This window comes from Thioalkalivibrio sp. ALE14, assembly GCF_000376845.1.
Lineage (GTDB): Bacteria > Pseudomonadota > Gammaproteobacteria > Ectothiorhodospirales > Ectothiorhodospiraceae > Thioalkalivibrio.
The window spans coordinates 55,291-72,796 of record NZ_AQXY01000022.1 but is presented as its reverse complement, the minus strand read 5'-3'; the positions used below and the strand labels follow the sequence as shown (position 1 = coordinate 72,796).

Genomic DNA, 17,506 nt, shown 5'->3' with positions numbered 1-17,506 from the left:
TGAAGGAGAAAACGGACGATGGCCGAAAACGCACAATCCCTGCCGGCGGTGGTGACCGGGGGCATCAAGGAATTCAACGGGATGCCCGCGGGCCGCCAACTCGCCCTGATCGGGATGCTGGCCGGTGCGATCGTGGTGATCGTAGCGCTGCTGTACTGGGCGATGCGGCCGACCTATGTGCCGCTGTTCCCGCGCATGGATGCCGAAGATGCGGCGGAGGTCGTGCAGGTGCTGTCCCAGGCCGGTATCCAGTACCAGGTGGATGCCACGACCGGGCAGGTGAAGGTGCCGCAGGGGGACGTGGCGGATGCCCGGCTCCAGCTGGCCAGCGAGGGACTGCCAAAGTCCGGAGATCTCGGCTTCGAACTGCTGCAGGAAGACACCGGCCTGGGTACCAGCCGGATGATCGAAGGCGCCCGGCATCACCGTGCCATGGAGGGCGAACTGGCGCGGACCGTGGCCTCCCTGGACGCGGTGGATCGCGCGCGGGTGCATATTGCCGAGGGCGAACAGTCGGTATTCGTGCGCGATCGTCGACCCGCGAGTGCCTCGGTCGTCGTGCATCTGCGGGGCGGGCGTTCCCTGAACGAGGCTCAGGTGGGCGCGATTGTGCACCTGGTGGCCGCCAGCACGTCGGACCTGGATCCCGAGCGGGTGACCGTGGTGGACCAGCGCGGCACGCTGTTGACCCAGGACGGCGGCGAGGCCGGCATGGGCGGCAGTGGCGATCGGCTGAGCTTTACCCGCGACGTCGAGAATCGCTACACCGACCGTATCCGCGACCTGCTGATTCCCATCGTGGGGCGCGACAAGGTTCGGGTACAGGTCAATGCCGACATCGATTTCTCGCGCATCGAGCGCACCGAGGAACTGTACGATCCCGAGACCATTGCGCTGCGTTCCGAGCAGACGCGCGAGGAAGAGCGCACCGGCCCCGAAGGCGGGATGGGGGGTGTGCCGGGGGCGCTGACCAACCAGCCCCCGGCCGGCGGCGTTGCCGGCGAGGAGGGCCAGGAGGGTGAAGGTGCCCCGGCGGCGCTCCCCGGCAGTCGCAGTACCAACGTCACCCGCAACTTCGAAGTGGATCGGCGCATCAATCACATTCGCGAGATGCCCGGTGGCGTACAGCGGGTGTCCACCGCGGTGGTGGTGGACTTCCGGCCGGAGGTCAATGAGGACGGCGAGACCGTCCAGGTCGCCCGGGACGCCGAGGAACTGGAACGGATCGAGGCGCTGGTGCGCGAGGCCGTTGGCTTCAATGCCGAGCGGGGGGATACGATCAACGTGGTAACGGCGCCGTTCGAGGCGCCCGTGGAAGAGATTCCCGCGGAAGAGATCGCCTTCTGGGAACAGCCCTGGTTCATCGAGGTTCTCAAGATTGTGGCGGCGCTGTTGCTGGCCCTGATTATCCTGCTGACGGTGGTACGGCCCGCGATGAAACAACTGATGAAGCGCCCGCCGGCCCCGACACGGCGCGAGGATGAGCGCGAGGCCCTGACCGACGAGTCCGGCGGAGAAGCCGGCATGGGGCAGGGGCCAAGCGAAGGCTCGGCCGTGGCCGCGCTGACCGGGCCCAAGGGGCCGGACCAGCAGGAGATGGATCTGGAGGCCGTGCGCGAGATGGTCCGCGAGGATCCCAAGCGCGTGGCGCAGGTGATGAAGACGTGGTTGGGTGACGATGGCCGCTGACAAGAACTCCAATCTGGAAGGCGCCGAACGCGCCGCCGTGTTCATGATGAGCCTCGGCGAGGATGCCGCCGCCGAGGTCATGCGCCACATGGGGCCCAAGGAGGTGCAGAAGATTGGCACCGCCATGGCCTCCATGGACCGCATCTCCCGCAGTGACGTGAACGCCGCGCTGCATGAATTCTCCACCCACGTGCAGGAGCAGACGGCGCTGGGTGTGGGGGCCGACGAGTACGTCCGCAGCGTTATGGAGAATGCGCTCGGCGACAAGGCCTCGGGCCTGATCGACCGCATCCTGCTGGGGCGCAATTCCAAGGGGATCGAGGCCCTCAAGTGGCTCGATCCGCGCGCCATCGCCGACATGCTGCGCAACGAGCATCCGCAGATCGTGGCCATCGTGCTGTCGCACCTGGATTCCGACCAGGCCTCGGACACCTTGCAGTATCTGCCCGGCCGAGTGCAGTCCGACATCGTGATGCGCATCGCGACCATGGACGGTGTCCAGCCGCAGGCGCTGCAGGAACTGGACGAGATCCTCGACCGCCAGCTCTCCGGCAATGCGGCGAGCAAGACCTCCATGCTGGGCGGGGTGCGTTCGGCGGCCAACATCATGAACCTGATGGAGGGCTCGCGGGAGGCCGAGATCATGGAGACGATCAAGGAGTCGGACTCCGATCTCGGCTCGCGGATCGAGGAAGAGATGTTCGTCTTCGAGAACCTGGTGGATATCGACGACCGTGGTATTCAGTCGCTGATGCGCGAGATCCAGACCGAATCCCTGGTGCTCGCGATGAAGGGCGCCGACGACGACCTGAAGGACAAGATCTTCCGCAACATGTCCAAGCGCGCCGGCGAGATGCTGCGCGAGGACCTCGAGGCCAAGGGTCCGGTGCGCGTCAGCGAGGTCGAGGCCGCGCAGAAGGAGATTCTGTCGGTGGCCCGGCGCCTGGCGGAGAACGGCGACATCGTGCTGGGTGGCGGTGGTAGCGAGGCGATGTTGTGACCGACAGCCCGGCGGCCAGGCTGTATACCGACGACTCGGCGTCGTTGTGGGAGCCGCCGGAGATTGGCGAGGACGGCGTCCAGCCGCCCCGTCGCCTGCCCACGGCCGCCGAGATCGAGGCGATCGAGGAGGAGGCGCGCAAGAACGGCTTCGAGGCTGGGTATGCCGAGGGCCACGAGCTGGGCCAGAAGGAGGCCGAAAAGGCAGCCCGGGCGCGCGAGGACAAGAAGCTGCGCGAGACGGTCGCGGCCCTGGAGGCGGTGGCCGGCGGACTGGCCGACCCGCTGTCCGATGCCGCGGATGCCCTGGAGCCGGAATTGCTGGCACTGGTCACGGTACTGGCGCGCAAGGTGGTCCAGAGCGAGCTGGAGACCCGGCCGGAACAGATCCGATCGGTCCTGGAGGGGGCCCTGGCCCAGCTTCCGGGACGCAACCAGGATGTGCGCGTGCATCTCAATCCGGAGGACCAGGGGTTGGTCGAGACCTACGGGGAACGGGCGGATGCACGGATTACCTGGGTCCCGGACCCGAGCCTGGCGCGCGGCGGCTGCCGGGTCGATGCGGGCGCGGCCAGTGTGGACGCAAGCCTGGAGCGGCGCCTGCAACATGCCGTGGAGGCCTTGTGGAACGGTGAGACCCCGCTTGCGGGTGAGGAGGCCGGCTTCGAGGGCGCCGGTGCGACCGGCCCCGAAGGCGATCCAGCTTCGGAGGACTCATGAGTACGCCGATCGACGAACTGCATCGCCAGCGCCGCGAGCGCCTGAATAGCGGCCTGCTGGATCGCCTGCAGCAGACCCGGGGGCGGGTCGAACGGGTCAACCCGCCGCAGTCGGAGGGGCACCTGTCGCGCCTGACCGGACTGACGCTCGAGGCCGAGGGCCTGCGGTTGCCAATTGGCGGGCGTGCCCTGATCCATGGCGAGACGGGGGACCCGGTGCCGGCCGAAGTCGTCGGCTTCCAGAACGAGCGTACTTTCCTGATGCCCGAGGAGTTGGCCACGGGCCTGACGCCTGGGGCGCGCATCGAACCGCTGGACAACCAGCGCCAGATCCCGGTCGGCGAGGGGCTGCTGGGGCGGGTGATCGACGCCAACGGGGGGGCCCTGGACGGCAAGGGCCCGATCCGTACGCATGACTTCGGCCCCCTGGCCGGGCGGCCAATCAACCCGCTGCAGCGTGCGCCGGTGCGCGAGCCGCTGGATGTCGGCATCCGCGCGATCAATGGCCTGCTGTCGGTCGGTCGTGGGCAGCGCCTGGGCCTGTTCGCGGGCTCGGGGGTCGGCAAGAGCGTGCTGCTGGGGATGATGACCCGGAACACTACGGCGGACGTGATCGTGGTGGGCCTGATTGGCGAACGCGGCCGGGAAGTCAACGAGTTCATTCACGAGATCCTGGACGAGGAATCGCGTACCCGCACGGTGGTGGTTGCCGTGCCGGCGGACCAGTCGCCGTTGCTGCGCCAGCATGGCGCCTGGGTGGCCACGGCGGTGGCGGAACATTTCCGCGATCAGGGCCTGCATGTGCTGTTGTTGATGGATTCGCTCACGCGGTTTGCCCAGGGCGCCCGCGAGATTGCGATGGCGATTGGCGAGCCGCCGGCCTCCAAGGGCTATGCGGCGTCCGTGTTCGCGCGCCTGCCACAACTGGTGGAGCGGGCCGGCAACGGGGATGTCGGTGGTGGTTCGATCACGGCCTTCTACACCGTACTGGCCGAGGGGGACGATCAGAACGATCCCATCGTGGATGCTGCACGCGCGATCCTGGACGGCCACGTGGTGCTTTCGCGGGAGATCGCGGAGACGGGCCGCTACCCGGCCATCGATGTCGGCGCGTCGGTCTCGCGCGTCATGTCGTCGCTGATCGGGCCGGAACACGAACGCGCCGCCCGGCGGTTCCGCGATCTGGCCGCGACCTACATGCGCAATCGCGACCTGATTGCGGTGGGCGCGTACCGCAAGGGCGCCGATCCGCACCTGGACGACGCGGTGGCGATGCACGATCGTCTGGAGACCTATCTGGCGCAGGGCCGGGAAGAGGCGATTGGCTTTGACCGGGCCCGCGACGAGCTGCTGGCGCTGGTAGGCGCGGCGGCATGAATCCGAAGCGCCTGGAACGCCTGTTGCGGGTGCGGCGGATCGAGGAGAGCGAGGCGACGCGCCAACTGGGCGAGCGGTTGCAGCAGCTGGATGCGATCGCGGATCAGCGCGAGCGGCTCGAGACCTATCAGCGCGAATACCTCCATGCCAGCCTGCCGGACGATGCGAATGCGCTGAAGTGGCTGGCGGGGATGCGCGACCAGCTGCGCTCGGCGCTGGAGCAGCAGGACCTGCGTATCCAGGCGGCGGAGTCACAGGTGGAGACGGCCCGCCAGGAATGGCTGGAGCGCCATCGCAACAGCCTCTCGCTGGAGAAGCTGCTCGAGCGCCGGCGGGCCGAGACCGCCCAGCACGACGCCCGGCGCCAGCAGACCGAACAGGACATGTGGGCGACGCGGCAGGCCCATGCGCGCGAGGCAGACACGCGTTGGCAAGGTTCTTGAATGGACCGTGGATATCGATTGAGGCAAGGGCCCGGGGGTGACCCCGGCAGACCGAGGATCCGGACATGATCGCAACACAGAATACGGGCCAGGGCATGCTGCCGCTGCTGCAACTGCTGGGCGGCGACTCGGTGCAGGACCTGGACGGACTGAAGGGCCTGGAAGGCAAGCTCGGCGGTAAGGAAGGCGAAGGTTTCCTGGCCGTGCTTGAGCCCCAGATGGAGGCCCTGCTGGCGAGCATGGGTGTTCCCGGCGAGGAACTGGAAGACCTGGATCTGGAGGCAATGCTGGCTCGCCTCCAGGATTTGCTCGACGGGCAGGCCTTGGCCGCGGATCCCGACGAGGGAGGCAATGCCTTGCCGGTCGCCGCGCTGATGGCTGCGACCCAGGAACCGGGCCGCCCGGATGCACCGCGCGTGGAAGGCTCAGCGGCGCGGGGGGGGGCCGAGGAGCGGGCCCTGCCGGTCAAGCCGTTGCCGGCCGCAGTCATGCGGCTGTTCGTCGAAGCCGCGCAGGCCAATGCGGGACGGGATGGCGCGGTGGCCCTGAAGCCCGATGTGCTGGGTGCGCAGGGAGGCATGGCCCGCGACAACGTACTGGAGATCCTTGCCCAGTGGATGGGCCAGGGGGATGACCCCTCCCGCCGCGGTCGTACGGATCCCCTGAACGGGGTCCTTCCGGCCCAGGGGAGCGGGCAGGCGGAAGGCGCGGATGGGGCTCGCGCGTTGCCGCGCCTCGATCTGACGCGACTCCTGCAGCAGCCCAACGGGGCCCGGGAACTCGCCGACCAGGTGCGGATGCTGGCCCAGGCGCAGGGCGGGCGCACCGAACTCAAGCTGCACCCGCCGCAGCTGGGTAGTCTGGATGTGCGCGTGCTGGTCGAGGGGGATCGCACAAGCATCCAGTTCATCAGCGCCAACCCGGTGACCCGCGAGGTGCTCGAGGCGGCCATGCCGCGGCTCCGCGACAGCCTCGCGGAGAGTGGCCTGCAACTGGAGGATGCCACCGTGTCGGACCAGGCGGCCGAGGAGCAGGCCGAACAGGATGGGCATGGAGCGGCTGCCGAGGGCGTCGCTGACGGCACCGAGGGTGACCAGGGCGACAACGGGGAAAACGAGGGCAGCACGCTCTCGATGCTGAGCCGCCGTCTCGATCTGTTTGCCTGAACCTCGCGCGTCTTTCCCGGGCCGTGGCATTCATTGCCGCGGCCCTAGGGAAACACTGATCAATGTACACGCTCGCGCTCGAGTCGCTTTTGCGTGCGAACAAGGCGCGGTGACGGCCGTGCAGGCATTCTGCACAAGGGAGCCGCAACGCCGTTCCCACGCCCGTTTCTGTCCACAACGGGCGGCCGAGCCCCTGCATTCAATCGCTTGTGGGGTTGGCACCCCAGGTTCCCCGATCCTGCGTTGCGCCACTTGCGGGTAGAACCACTACCCGCTGCACGGCGCGCCTTGTCTCGAAAAACCTGGGGTGCCAACGCGAGCGTATACATTGATCAGTGTTTCCCTAGATGCCGTCCGGCTGGTCCCGCCGGGATGCCGTGCCAGCGGCTGTACCCGCCCGCATGGACGCCGCCAAGATTCCGTCTATCCCCCGGTGCGGACGGCCGATTCTTGACGTTCTCGTGGCTGCGCCCGCCCCAAGTCCTCTCTTCCTCGTCGCCGAATCCGATTTAACTATCGGATATTCCGAATGAAATAGAAGTCTGGCATCCGCCTTGCTAAGGTCTATGCCGAGAGCAAATCCTCGGTTTACCGGACAGCGGGTGCGACATGGCGGAGAAGGAAGTCAATCTGGAAGACGAAGAGGGCAACGGCGAAGAAGCCCCGAAGAAGGGCGGCAAGGGCAAGCTGATCGTCCTGCTGTTGATCGTCGTCCTCCTGGTGGCCGGAGGGGCCGCCGCGGCCTGGTTCTTTCTGGCGGCAGACGATGATGCCACCGAGGAGGTCGATGCCGGCCCGCCCGAGCGCCTGTACACCAGCCTGGAACCGATGACCGTGAACATCGAGGCGCCGGGCCGCATCCGCTACTTGCGGGCGGAGTTGAGCCTGGTCGCCCATGACCCGGCTGTCGTGGAGGCCTTCCAGCGCCACATGCCGGCGATCCGCAACGACGTCCTGGGCATCCTGGCGGAACAACGTTACGAGGATCTGAATACCCGTGCGGGCAAGGCGACGCTGGCGGAAGAGCTGAAAGACAGGATCAGCGAGATCCTGCGCTCGCGCGATGCGCCGGACGCGGTCGAGGCCGTGCTGTTCAACGAACTGGTGATGCAGTAGGAGCCCCGTCATGGCACAGACGGATATCCTCAGCCAGGACGAGATCGATGCCCTCCTGCATGGTGTGGACGAGGGCGACGTCGAGACCGAAGACCCGTATCCGAGTGACGGCCAGGCGCGGGAATTCAATTTCGCCACGCAGGACCGGATCGTCCGTGGGCGGATGCCCACGCTGGAGATGATCAACGAGCGCTTCGCACGCCATCTCCGGGTCCGCCTGTTCAACGTCCTGCGCCGCTCCGCGGAGATCTCGGTGGTGGGCACCCGCATCACCAAGTTCTCCGAATACATGCACTCCCTGTTCGTGCCCACCAGCCTGAACCTGGTGCGCGCGCATCCGCTGCATGGCACCGGGCTGTTCGTGTTCGATCCCAAGCTGGTGTTCATCCTGGTGGACAACTTCTTCGGTGGCGACGGGCGCTACTACACCCGCATCGAGGGGCGTGACTTCACGCCGATGGAGATGAAGGTGGTCCACGGCGTGCTGGAAGGCGCGTTCGAGGACATGCAGAAGGCCTGGCAGCCGGTGATGGAGCTGGAATTCGAGTTCCTGAATTCCGAGGTCAACCCGCAGTTCGCGAACATCGTCTCGCCCACCGAGATCGTGGTGATCAGCGAGTTCCACATCGAACTGGACGGGGGCGGCGGCAACCTGCACGTGACCCTACCGTACTCGATGATCGAGCCGATCCGCGAGCAGCTGGATACCGGCATCCAGTCGGATCGCTCCGACGTCGACCAGCGCTGGATGCACGCGCTGCAGGAGGAGATCCAGACCGCCGAGGTCGAGATCAGCTCCATCCTCGCGGAGACCGAGGTCACCGTCCGCGAGCTGCTGGATATCCAGCCCGGCGACATCATTCCGGTCGACCTCCCCGACAAGATTTCCCTGCAAGTCGAAGACATCCCGATGTTCCGCGGGAAGTTCGGCGTATCCAATGGGCTGAATGCGATCCAGGTTTCGGAACGCATTATCAAACGATAGAGGGCCGCAGCATGGCAGACACCGACGATCCCAAACAGGACACCCCCGGCCCGGAAGAGGAGGCCGCTACCGACACCGCCGAGGCGGAAGGCGGTTCCGACGACCAGGCCCTGGCCGACGAATGGGCGGCCGCCCTGGCCGAACAGAAGGACGACGACAGCGAAGAGGCCGCCGATCCGGATGCACTGCTCAACGAGGCGCAGGGCGGCGCGGGCGAATCCGAACAGGAGGCGCCAAAGGCCGAGAAGAAGGAGCGCAAGCACAAGCCCGACCCGGGCGCGGAGACGCTCCAGCCGGAACAGCTGTCGGGCGTGGTGCAGGGCGACGGCGAAGAGATGAACCTGGAGATGGTGCTGGATGTTCCGGTGACCATCTCCATGGAGATCGGCCGCACCCGCATCCCGATTCGCAACCTGCTGCAGCTGAATCAGGGCTCGGTGGTGGAACTGGACCGTCTGGCCGGAGAGCCGCTGGATGTCCTGGTGAACGGCACGCTGATCGCCCATGGCGAGGTCGTGGTGGTCAACGAGAAGTTCGGTATTCGGCTGACCGACGTGATCAGCCCCAGCGAGCGGATCCGCAAGCTCAAGTAGCCATGAATCAACGGCATATGCATATCGCGGCCCTCGTCCTGACGGCCGTCACGGGGAGCCTCTGGCCTTTGACCGCCTTCGCGGAGAATGGCAGTGGCGGCGCGGCGGGGTATCTTGCGCAGCTGATCGGCGGCCTGGTGCTCGTCATCGGCGCGATCGTCGTGCTCGGCTGGGTGCTGCGCCGGACGCAGGGCGGGCTGAATCGGGGCTCTCAGGTGATCGAGATCGTTGCGGCGCGCTCGGTGGGCGCGCGCGAACGGCTGGTGCTGGTGCAGGTGGGGGACGAGCAGGTCCTGGTCGGCGTGGGGCCCGGCGGTATGCGCACCCTGCACACCATGAATGAGCCGGTGCTGGCGACGGCCGGTGAGGCTCCGGACTTCTCCAGTGCGCTGAAACGCGCCGTGACGCGTCGCGGTGCGGCGGGCGAGCGGGGGCAGTCGTGATGGCGGTATGTCTGCGCATCGTTCTGGCGCTGGGCCTTCTGGCCCTGCCGGGGCTGGCCGGGGCGCAGGTCGGCCAGGGTATCGAGGCCCTGACCGTGACGACCAACGGCGACGGGGGCGAGACCTATTCGGTGACGCTGCAGATCATCCTGCTGATGACGCTGCTGACCCTGCTGCCGTCGATCCTGATCATGATGACCGCCTTTACCCGCATCATCGTGGTGCTGGCGATCCTGCGCCAGGGCCTGGGCACCACCCAGACGCCGTCCAACCAGATCCTGATCGGTCTGGCCTTCTTCCTGACCCTGTTCGTGATGGCCCCGGTCTACGAGGAGATCTACGACACCGCATTCGTGCCCTACGTGAACGAGGAGATGGGCACCGAGGAGGTGCTGCAGGCCGGGGTGCAGCCGCTGCGCGAGTTCATGCTGGCGCATACCCGCGAGAGCGATCTGGCGATGTTTGCGGAGATCAACGGGATCGACGGCTTCGAGGAGGCGGACGATATCCCGTTGAGCCTGCTGGTACCCGCGTTTATCACCAGCGAGCTGAAGACCGCCTTCCAGATTGGCTTCCTGATCCTGATCCCGTTTTTGATCATCGACCTGGTGGTGGCCTCGGTCCTGATGTCGATGGGGATGGTGATGCTGTCGCCGCTGATTATCTCGCTGCCGTTCAAGGTGATGCTGTTCGTGCTGGTGGACGGCTGGGCGCTGATGATGAACACCCTTGCCACCAGCTTCTTTGTCTAGGAGGTTCCGATGACACCCGAATTGGTCGTCGATGTAGGGCGCGAGACGCTGACCGTCGTGGTGCTGCTGGCCGCGCCGCCGCTCCTGACCGCGCTGGCCGTGGGCCTGGCGATTGGCATGCTGCAGGCGGCCACCCAGGTGCAGGAAATGACCCTGTCGTTCATCCCGAAGCTGCTGGCGATGTTCGCGGCCCTGCTGATCAGTGGCCACTGGATGCTGGCGCTGCTGATCGACTACACCGAGCGGCTCTACGAGGGCGCGCCGGGGATGGTGGGATAGGCGATGACGCTGGCGGCGGAACAGCTGGTGCTGTGGGTGGGGGCGGTCCTGTGGCCGTTCGCGCGCATTGGCGCCATGCTCGTCGCCATGCCGATCTTCGGCGCCGATACCGTGAATGCCCGGGTGCGCATGGGCCTGGCACTGCTGCTAGCGATCTTCGTCGCCATGCAGGGGCCCGTTTTGCCGGATATCGACCCCCTCAGCCTCGAGGGCGTGGTGGTGACCCTGCACCAGGTCGCCATCGGTGTTTTCATGGGCTTCATCCTCCAGATGGTGTTTTCCGCCGTGACCCAGGCGGGCGAGGTGATCGCGCTGGGCATGGGCCTCGGCTTTGCCTCCATCGTGGACCCGGCCCAGGGGGTACAGGTCCCGGTGGTGTCGACCATCTTCGTGATCTTCTCGACCCTGCTGTTCCTGGCGATGAACGGCCACCTGATCGCGCTGGAACTGATGCTGACCAGCTTCGAGACCATGCCGATCGCGCCCACCGGCCTGAACGCCGAGGCCTTCTACGCGTTGGTGGCCTTCGGTTCCACGATGTTTGTCGGGGCGGTGCTGGTGGCGCTGCCGGCGGTGGCCTCGCTGCTGCTGGTCAACATCTCCATGGGGGTGATCACGCGCGCCTCCCCGCAGCTCAACATCTTCGCGGTTGGCTTCCCGATGATGATCCTGATCGGGTTCGTGCTCCTGATGTTCACATTGCCGGGCCTGCCCGAACGCTTCGGCGAGCTGGTGCTCGAGGGCTTCACCCTGATGCAGACCCGGATGGGCTTCTGACATGGCCGAGAACGAGAGCGGACAGGAAAAAACCGAAGAGCCCACTCCGAAACGCCTCCGCGAGGCGAAGGAGAAGGGCCAGGTCCCGCGTTCGCGCGAACTCAGCACCTTCCTGGTACTGATGACCGCGGGGGCGTTCATGTTGATGTACGGCCCGAACATGGGCGCGCAACTCGCTGAACAGATGAGCAGTCGTCTCGATTTCGAGCCGGAACTGGCGTACGACTCCTCGCTGCTGCTGCCCTACCTGGCCCAGGAACTCTTCCGCACCCTGCGGACCCTGTTTCCGCTGTTCGGTGTGCTGATCGTCGCGGCGGTGATGGCGCCGATCGTGATCGGGGGCGCGAACTTCTCCTGGAAGGCAGCGGCGCCGAAGGCCTCGAAGCTGAATCCCGGCAAGGGACTCAAGCGCATCTTCTCGTGGCAGGGCTTGATGGAGTTCGGCAAGACCTTTGCCAAGTTCGTACTGATCTCCAGTGTCGCGGTGGCCGTGCTCGCGACGTTCTCCGACCGCCTGCTGATGCTTGGCTACGAGCCCATTCATCAAGGTATTGCCCACGCGGCCACGCTGGTGCTGGGCACCTTCATCGCGGTATCGGCGGCCCTGATCGTGGTGGCGGCGATCGATGCGCCGTTCCAGATGTGGAATCACCAGAAGCAACTGCGCATGACCCGGCAGGAGGTCAAGGACGAGTACAAGGAGACGGACGGCAAGCCGGAGGTCAAGCAGAAGGTCCGGCAGCTGCAGCAGGAGATGGCGCAGCGCCGGATGATGGAAGAGGTTCCGAAGGCGGACGTCATCATCACCAACCCGACCCATTATGCCGTGGCCATCGTCTACGAGGCCTCGCGCATGGCGGCGCCCAAGGTGGTGGCCAAGGGTGCCGACGAGGTTGCGGCCTCGATCCGGGCGGTGGGCGACGAGCATGCGATCACCCGCGTCGAGGCGCCGCGCGTCGCCCGCGCGATCTATTTCACCACCGACCTGAACCAGGAGATCCCCAACGGCCTGTTCGTCGCCGTCGCGCGCATTCTGGCCTACGTCTACCAGCTCAAGCGGGCCGACGCCGATGCACAGATGCCGGATGACCTGCCGGTGCCGGAGGATTACCTCGATCCCGACAAGCAACGCGGCAAGCGGAGGGATCGCTGATGGCCTTCCTCGACCGCCTGGGCAACGTCGGCAAGTGGGGACTGGGCGCACCCATCCTGCTGATTGCGATGCTCTCCATGATGGTGCTGCCGCTGCCGCCGGTGGCACTGGACGTGCTGTTCACCTTCAACATCGCGCTGTCGCTCGTGGTGATCATGGTCGCCGTGTATACGCCGCGCCCGCTGGAATTCGCGGTATTTCCCACGGTGCTCCTGGTCGCCACGCTGCTGCGGCTGGCCCTGAACATCGCCTCCACCCGCGTCATCCTGCTCGAGGGGCATACCGGGACCGACGCCGCGGGCAAGGTGATCCAGGCCTTCGGCGACTTCGTGGTGGGCGGGAACTACACCGTCGGCCTGGTGGTGTTCGCGATCCTGATCATCATCAACTTCGTGGTGGTGACCAAGGGCGCGGGCCGCGTATCCGAGGTCAGCGCCCGCTTCACCCTGGATTCCATGCCCGGGAAGCAGATGGCGATCGACGCCGACCTTAACGCCGGCATCCTGACCCAGGAAGAGGCGCGCAAGCGGCGCGAGGAGATTGCCAGCGAGGCGGACTTCTACGGTTCCATGGACGGTGCCTCCAAGTTCGTGCGCGGCGACGCGATCGCCGGCATCCTGATCCTGTTCGTGAACATCATTGGCGGGCTGACCATCGGGGCCGTGCAGCACGGGATGTCGATCGGCGATGCCGCCACCAACTACGTGCTGCTGACCATCGGCGACGGACTCGTCGCCCAGATCCCGTCGCTCGTGCTCTCGTCGGCCACCGCGATCATCGTGACCCGCGTAACCAGCAGTCAGGACATGGGCCAGCAGGTCTACGGCCAGATGTTCTCCAACCCGCGCGTGCTGTACGTGGCCGGGGGCGTGATCGCGGCGCTCGGTATCGTGCCGGGCATGCCGAACGCCGTGTTCCTCGGCCTGGCCGCGCTGATCTTCGGTGGCGCCTATCTGATCAAGCGTCAGGCCCGCGAAGCCGAGGTGGAGGTCGAGCGCATCCCGCAGGAGGACGAGGGCGCCGCGCGTTCGGAAGACCGGGATCTGACCTGGGAAGACGTCCCGCCCGTGGACCTGGTCTCGCTGGAGGTGGGCTATCGCCTGATCCCGCTGGTGGATCGCACCCAGGACGGCCAGCTGATGGGCCGGATCAAGGGCGTGCGGCGCAAGCTCTCGCAGGAACTGGGCTTCCTCCTGCAACCGGTGCATATCCGCGACAACCTCGAGCTGAGCCCGAATGCGTATCGCATCAGCCTGCTGGGTGTCACGGTGGCCGAGGCGGAGGTCTTCCCCGAACGCGAGCTGGCGATCAATCCGGGCGAGGTGTTCGGCACGGTGCCGGGGACCCCGACCAAGGACCCGACCTTCAACCTCGATGCCCTGTGGATCGATCCGGCGGACCGTGACCAGGCCCAGGGGGCCGGCTATACCGTGGTCGACTGTGCCACGGTGATCGCCACCCACCTGTCGCAGGTGTTCCGCGAGAACGCCCATCGCCTGATCGGTCACGAGGAGGCGCAACACCTGCTGGACCAGCTGGCGCGCCATTCCCCGAAACTGGTGGAGAACCTGGTACCCAAGACCCTGTCGCTGTCGATCGTGCTGAAGGTCCTGCAGAACCTGCTGGCCGAGCAGGTCTCGATCCGCGACCTGCGCACGATCGCCGAAACGCTGGCAGACGAGGGGGTGAAGAGTCAGGATCCCGGCACTTTGACCGCCGCGGTGCGCGTGGCCCTGGCGCGTTCCATCGTGCAGGACCTAGTGGGGCCGGAGGACGAGCTGCCGCTGATCGCCCTGGACCCTTCATTGGAACAGCTCTTGCATAAGTCCCTGCAGGGTAGCTCGGGCGGCACGGTGGGACTGGAGCCCGGGCTGGCGGAGCGACTGCAACGCTCGGTCGCCGATGCGGCCCGCCGCCAGGAAACGGCTGGGCAGCCGGCGGTCCTGGTGGTGGCACCGGAGATCCGCTCCTGGATCGCCGGCTGGCTGCGCGGCGCGGTCCGCAGCCTGACGGTGCTGGCCTTCACCGAGATTCCGGACAATCGCCGGATCCGGGTGGTCGCCACCGTCGGTCAGGAAGAGTCGCAGAAGCAAACGGCCTGAACCACAGAATGAAGGGTTCCGTCGCGCGAGCGGCGCAGGAGAGAAAGCATGAATGTCAGACGATATCGGGCCCGGGACATGCGCGACGCCATGCGCCAGGTACGCGAGCAGCAGGGCGAGGATGCGGTCATCCTGTCCAGTCGGCGAGTGGATGGCTGGCTGGAGGTGGTCGCCGCCCTGGAAGACGGTGCGTCATCGGAGCGGGTGTGCGGCCAGGAAACGGTGGGCACGAACCGTGCAGCCCAGCCCGCCGCCGAACCCGCTCGCGAGCGAGGGGCCGGGCAGGGCGCCCCGTCATGGCCGGCCGATCCCGAGCTGACGGCCATGCGTCAGGAATTGCGCGACCTGCGCAGCCTGATGACCCGCCAGTATGCCGAGAGCGAAGAGGCGCGCTGGGCGGCCCGTCACCCCCTGGCGGCGGAATGCAAGGCGCGCCTGATCGATCGCGGCTTCAGCGACGCCCTGGCGCGCAGCCTGGCGGGGAGCATCCTCGACGACAGCTCCCCGGAACAGGCCTGGGAACGGCTTCGGGCCCGGTTGTCCGGCGCGATCGCGACCCATCGTCCCACGATCCTCGATGAAGGCGGCTTGCTGGCGCTGGTCGGACCGACCGGTGTCGGCAAGACCACCACGCTGGCGCGTATCGCGCTACGCCAGATCCGCCGCATGGGGCCGGATTCGGTTACGCTGGTCACACTGGACAGCCAGCGAATCGGGGCCACGCGGCAGTTGCAGGCCTTCGCGCAGATGGCGGGGATCTCGGTGCGGGTATTGCAGAATGCACGGGAGTTGCGCGACCTGGCGCGACGCGTAGACGATGGCCACCTGATCCTGGTGGATACCGCCGGACAGGCGCCGCGGGCGGTGGAGGACGAGTCGCTGTTCGCGCACCTGCCACCGGACATCCGCGCGGAGAGCTGGCTGGTGGTGTCGGCCACGACCCAGGGCAGTGCTCTGCGACGGGTGCTGGAGGCGTTCCGCAAGGCGGAACCCTCGGCGCTGGTGCTGACCAAGCTGGACGAAGCGGAACAGCTGGGCGAGGTGTTGTCGGTGTTGCTGGATCAGCATCTGGGCCTGGGGTTCGTCAGCGATGGCCAGCGCATCGCGGAGGATTTTCACCGGGTCGACACGGGCTACCTCACCCGTCTGGCACTGGACGATGACGCGGGCGCCGCCGGGGCGGCCGGCAATGCACGGGAGACCTGGGCCGCGGAGCGCCTTGCGGAGATGGAGCCGCCGCGACGGTCGCGTTCGCAGTCGCGTCCGTCGCGGGGCGTCGAGGCCGCGTCGCTGGAACTGATTCAACCGGTTGGAAAGGGGCGCTATGCCACGCACTAACAAGCCGTTGAAGGTCATCGCGGTCGCCTCGGGCAAGGGCGGGGTGGGAAAGACCAACGTATCGGTGAATCTATCGGTGGGTCTGGCCCGGCTGGGCCGCGAGGTCATGCTGTTCGATGCCGATCTGGGGCTGGCGAACGTGGATGTGCTGCTGGGCATGCGCCCGGAACGCACGCTGCATGACCTGGTGACCGGGGATGTCGAGAGTCTGGAGGATGTCCTCGTGCAGGGGCCGGAAGGGGTGAAGGTGGTGCCGTCGGCGTCCGGGATCGCGGCCATGGCGAATCTGACGCCCGCCGAACATGCCGGCCTGATCCATGCCTTCAGCGCTTATCGCAAGCCCCTGGATGTGCTCATCGTGGATACCGCCGCGGGGCTGCAGGAGTCGGTGACCTCGTTCTGCCGGGCGGTACAGGAAACCCTGGTGGTCGTGTGCGACGAACCCGCCTCGATTACCGACGCCTATGCCCTGATCAAGGTCCTGCACCGGGACCACGGCCTGCGCCGTTTCCGGATGGTCACCAACATGGTCAGCGGCCGGGAGGGCGCCGACCGTCTGATGCAGAAACTCAATACCGTCTGTGGCAATTACCTGCCGGAAGTGGTGCTCGACCTGGCCGGCTATATTCCCATGGACGAACACCTGCGCAAGGCCGTGCAGAAGAGGGCGCCGGTGGTCCAGCAGTACCCGGGCAGCCCGGCAGGCAAGGCGTTTGCCGAACTGGCGCGCACGGTGGACCACTGGCCAGTAGGTGGCGGTGACCATGGCGGCGTCGGGTTTTTCGTGGAACGAATGCTGCAGAGCGCATGATGACGACGCGAAATCGACTTTCCGGCTATCAGGCGACCTCCACCGCGAGTGGTGGCCACGAACAGTTGATTGCCGATCACGTCGAGCTGGTGCATCGCATCGCCCACCATCTGATGGCACGGCTCCCGGCCTCGGTACAGGTCGATGACCTGATCCAGGCCGGCATGATCGGTCTGCTGGAAGCCGCGCGCCAGTTCGAGGGCGGGCAGGGCGCGACCTTTGCCACCTATGCGGGTATCCGGATTCGCGGCGCGATGATCGACGAACTGCGCCGAAGCGATTGGACGCCACGCTCGGTGCACCGCAACAGCCGCCGGATTGCCGCCGCCATCCAGAGCGTCGAGGCGCGCGAGGGGCGGGCGGCGCGCGGCAGCGAGGTGGCCGCCGAACTGGAAGTCCCGATCGACCAGTATTACGAAATGCTGCAGGATCACGCCGGTGCGCACCTGTTCGCCCTGGACGATCTGGGCGGCGGCGAGGACGGTGCCGATCGCGTGATCGAGGGCCAGGAGGTCTCCCCCGCGCGCACCCTCGAGGCGGGTGAATTTCGCGAGGAACTGGCGGAGGCGCTGGGTGACCTGCCCGAGCGCGAGCGCCTGGTACTCTCGCTTTATTACATCGAGGAACTCAATCTGCGCGAGATCGGTGCCGTGCTGGGCGTGACCGAGTCGCGCGTCAGTCAGATCCGCAGTCAGGCCACCATTCGGTTGCGTGCACGTCTGGGCTCGTGGCTCGAAGACGGAACGGCTTTGCAGTTATTCTAA

Annotated in this window: 18 protein-coding genes; all 18 read left to right on the top strand. The window is 66.7% G+C overall.

What is annotated here, in order from left to right; all coding sequences use genetic code 11:
* Positions 1–18: 18 nt before the first annotated feature.
* The 18 genes from fliF to F572_RS0103575 all read left to right on the top strand — a co-directional run bounded on the left by fliF (position 19) and on the right by F572_RS0103575 (position 17,506).
* Positions 19–1,689 (top strand): flagellar basal-body MS-ring/collar protein FliF, encoded by a 1,671-nt coding sequence (fliF, locus tag F572_RS0103660; protein WP_017942228.1) that lies wholly within the window; start codon positions 19–21, stop codon positions 1,687–1,689.
* Positions 1,679–2,689 carry a flagellar motor switch protein FliG gene (gene fliG, locus F572_RS0103655; RefSeq protein ID WP_017942229.1) on the top strand — a complete coding sequence of 337 codons (1,011 nt, stop codon included), beginning with the start codon at positions 1,679–1,681 and terminating at the stop codon, positions 2,687–2,689. The genes fliF and fliG overlap by 11 nt, the downstream gene beginning before the upstream one ends.
* Positions 2,686–3,408 carry a FliH/SctL family protein gene (locus F572_RS0103650; RefSeq protein ID WP_017942230.1) on the top strand — a complete coding sequence of 241 codons (723 nt, stop codon included), beginning with the start codon at positions 2,686–2,688 and terminating at the stop codon, positions 3,406–3,408. Before fliG ends, F572_RS0103650 begins: the two co-directional genes overlap by 4 nt.
* A complete protein-coding gene (locus F572_RS0103645) occupies positions 3,405–4,784 on the top strand; it encodes a FliI/YscN family ATPase (RefSeq protein ID WP_017942231.1) in 1,380 nt (459 codons plus the stop codon). Before F572_RS0103650 ends, F572_RS0103645 begins: the two co-directional genes overlap by 4 nt.
* A complete protein-coding gene (gene fliJ / locus F572_RS0103640; RefSeq protein WP_017942232.1) occupies positions 4,781–5,227 on the top strand; it encodes a flagellar export protein FliJ in 447 nt (148 codons plus the stop codon). Before F572_RS0103645 ends, fliJ begins: the two co-directional genes overlap by 4 nt.
* 65 nt (positions 5,228–5,292) lie before the next feature.
* Positions 5,293–6,393, top strand: coding sequence for a flagellar hook-length control protein FliK (locus tag F572_RS0103635; RefSeq protein ID WP_017942233.1), 1,101 nt, complete (start codon positions 5,293–5,295; stop codon positions 6,391–6,393).
* Positions 6,394–7,002: 609 nt separating this feature from the next.
* Entirely contained in the window at positions 7,003–7,509 is a 507-nt protein-coding gene (gene fliL, locus F572_RS0103630) for a flagellar basal body-associated protein FliL (protein ID WP_017942234.1), read from the top strand.
* Positions 7,510–7,519: 10 nt separating this feature from the next.
* A complete protein-coding gene (fliM, locus tag F572_RS0103625; RefSeq protein ID WP_017942235.1) occupies positions 7,520–8,494 on the top strand; it encodes a flagellar motor switch protein FliM in 975 nt (324 codons plus the stop codon).
* Positions 8,495–8,505: 11 nt separating this feature from the next.
* Positions 8,506–9,087 carry a flagellar motor switch protein FliN gene (gene fliN, locus F572_RS0103620; protein WP_017942236.1) on the top strand — a complete coding sequence of 194 codons (582 nt, stop codon included), beginning with the start codon at positions 8,506–8,508 and terminating at the stop codon, positions 9,085–9,087.
* 2 nt (positions 9,088–9,089) lie between these two features.
* Positions 9,090–9,530, top strand: coding sequence for a flagellar biosynthetic protein FliO (gene fliO / locus F572_RS0103615; RefSeq protein WP_026143058.1), 441 nt, complete (start codon positions 9,090–9,092; stop codon positions 9,528–9,530).
* Positions 9,530–10,282 carry a flagellar type III secretion system pore protein FliP gene (gene fliP, locus F572_RS0103610; RefSeq protein ID WP_017942238.1) on the top strand — a complete coding sequence of 251 codons (753 nt, stop codon included), beginning with the start codon at positions 9,530–9,532 and terminating at the stop codon, positions 10,280–10,282. The genes fliO and fliP overlap by 1 nt, the downstream gene beginning before the upstream one ends.
* A 9-nt stretch (positions 10,283–10,291) precedes the next feature.
* Entirely contained in the window at positions 10,292–10,561 is a 270-nt protein-coding gene (gene fliQ, locus F572_RS0103605; RefSeq protein WP_017942239.1) for a flagellar biosynthesis protein FliQ, read from the top strand.
* A 3-nt stretch (positions 10,562–10,564) separates the two neighbouring features.
* Positions 10,565–11,338, top strand: a complete 774-nt coding sequence (gene fliR, locus F572_RS0103600) for a flagellar biosynthetic protein FliR (protein WP_017942240.1) — start codon at positions 10,565–10,567, stop codon at positions 11,336–11,338.
* A gap of 1 nt (position 11,339) precedes the next feature.
* The gene (gene flhB, locus F572_RS0103595; protein WP_017942241.1) at positions 11,340–12,491 is read left to right on the top strand and encodes a flagellar biosynthesis protein FlhB; all 1,152 of its coding nucleotides are present in this window, start codon (positions 11,340–11,342) and stop codon (positions 12,489–12,491) included.
* The gene (gene flhA / locus F572_RS0103590; protein WP_017942242.1) at positions 12,491–14,593 is read left to right on the top strand and encodes a flagellar biosynthesis protein FlhA; all 2,103 of its coding nucleotides are present in this window, start codon (positions 12,491–12,493) and stop codon (positions 14,591–14,593) included. Before flhB ends, flhA begins: the two co-directional genes overlap by 1 nt.
* A 78-nt stretch (positions 14,594–14,671) precedes the next feature.
* Positions 14,672–15,931, top strand: a complete 1,260-nt coding sequence (gene flhF, locus F572_RS0103585) for a flagellar biosynthesis protein FlhF (RefSeq protein WP_017942243.1) — start codon at positions 14,672–14,674, stop codon at positions 15,929–15,931.
* Entirely contained in the window at positions 15,918–16,742 is an 825-nt protein-coding gene (locus F572_RS0103580; RefSeq protein WP_018158401.1) for a MinD/ParA family protein, read from the top strand. Before flhF ends, F572_RS0103580 begins: the two co-directional genes overlap by 14 nt.
* Positions 16,739–17,506: an RNA polymerase sigma factor FliA gene (locus F572_RS0103575; RefSeq protein WP_017942245.1), complete on the top strand. Its 768-nt coding sequence runs from the start codon at positions 16,739–16,741 to the stop codon at positions 17,504–17,506. The genes F572_RS0103580 and F572_RS0103575 overlap by 4 nt, the downstream gene beginning before the upstream one ends.